We start from the raw sequence: 1,450 nt of genomic DNA, 5'->3' as shown, positions 1-1,450 counted from the left end.
GAGAAAGTTTTGATCTGGAGCGTGGCCCCGGTTTGTAAAAACGTAATGGTTTTCTTGTGCGCCTGAATGTGGAACCGCTTACGCAGCCCACGGTCCAGATCAATCATCCCTGTGGCCTGGTCAAAGGCAAGCTGGGCAATTTCTTTTGTTGGCGCGACGATCAGAAATTCCGCCCTCGGGCGGTCATTGATCATCACAGACGTAAGCATCAGAGCCGCACCGAGCGTGGTTTTGGCGTTCTTTTTTGGCACAAGCAGGAATAATTCGCGGATCATTCTCTGCCGCGTATTCGCATCCAGAGACCCATGGAGCGCCATGACTATTTCGCGGAACCATTCGCCGCAGGCATTTTCCAGCGTTGGCGTGCCGGGCACGTCAGGGATACGTAAACGGTTGAATATTCGAACAGCCCAGTTTGCCCGCGCCACATCCAGATGCGGAAGGTCCGGCATGAGTGACCGACCGGCACGGATACGGTCACGCCAGTCAGGGCAACTCAAATTCCAAACCATCAGTGAACACCCCCCTCTGCATTGCGCTGGTCAAGATCATGCGTCCAGTCGTCCCCCGCGCCCGGAGCATTAGCCAGGTCAGTTTGCTCGCCGTCACGCGCTGGAGCAGGTTTTGCGTGCATGAATGGCATCGCTTCTTTTGCAGCCGTCATACGCATATCCAAAGGGGCACTAGGGTCTCGAAGAATAGCTAACCAGAAATCGAGAGGCCGCAGCCTTTTGCCTTCAGGAAGGACAGGGCCCTTCCATTCCTCGGTCGTGACCGTTTTTTTTCTACGGCCAGCACCAGGACGAGCGCCGCCGCGTGCCATTCCAGATCCTCCTTTGATTTTTTGATTAAATTCAAACAACAGAAAAAATCTGCGCGTGAGCCTGACGCGGTTCAGGTGCCCGAGGTCAGTTAGACTTTTGACCCGCCCCACCCCTCATAGCCAGTCGGTCGGAAAATCTTTGGAAACGGCTATTTTCTGCCGATTTTTAGCGTTCGTGCCGCTGCGCCATTCTAGCTGCGCGCGCCTTGGCCGTCTTTTTCGTATGACACGACCCGCAGAGCAGCTTGATGTTGGAGGGGTCCAGTTGAGGGCCGCCATCTTTCAGTTCGTGAATATGGTCGCCAAACAGGCGCACGCCCGACCGGCCACATTCCTGACAGGCATCCCCGCGACTGGAGACAAGCTGCCGCATTAACTGTCTCCATGGTTTGGAGAGGTAAAACGGATCAGCCCGCTTTGGCGGAGGCTGGGCAATGCGGGTATCAATGGTGGGCAGGCCAGAAGGCAAGCATTTAAGGCGTGGTGCCATTGCAGTGCTCCGGGCAATAAAAAAGGCCGCGTAGCCTGCTGGCTGCACGACCCCGAAGTATGGTTGTTAAAAAAGTATATTTTGGGGAATTTGGGAAGTGAAAAATGCAGTTATGTGTATTTTTTTTTCGTGATCAC

The 1,450-nt window shown here is 54.5% G+C and carries 3 protein-coding genes; all 3 read right to left on the bottom strand.

From position 1 onward, the window contains the following. Window positions 1-512: terminase large subunit domain-containing protein (locus tag HK26_RS12935; protein ID WP_257641009.1), on the bottom strand; the 512-nt coding region annotated here is incomplete at its 3' end. Continuing rightward, window positions 512-634, bottom strand: coding sequence for a hypothetical protein (locus tag HK26_RS13965; protein WP_257641008.1), 123 nt, complete (start codon window positions 632-634; stop codon window positions 512-514). The genes HK26_RS12935 and HK26_RS13965, both read right to left, overlap by 1 nt. A gap of 355 nt (window positions 635-989) precedes the next feature. After that, complete coding sequence (locus tag HK26_RS12925) at window positions 990-1,313, bottom strand: HNH endonuclease signature motif containing protein (protein ID WP_086640104.1); 324 nt, start codon at window positions 1,311-1,313, stop codon at window positions 990-992. Window positions 1,314-1,450: the final 137 nt, after the last annotated feature.

This window comes from Acetobacter okinawensis, from assembly GCF_002153655.1.
GTDB classification, from domain to species: Bacteria; Pseudomonadota; Alphaproteobacteria; order Acetobacterales; family Acetobacteraceae; genus Acetobacter; species Acetobacter okinawensis_A.
The sequence above is the reverse complement of the archived record's forward strand: the minus strand, read 5'-3'. Positions and strand labels throughout refer to the sequence as shown.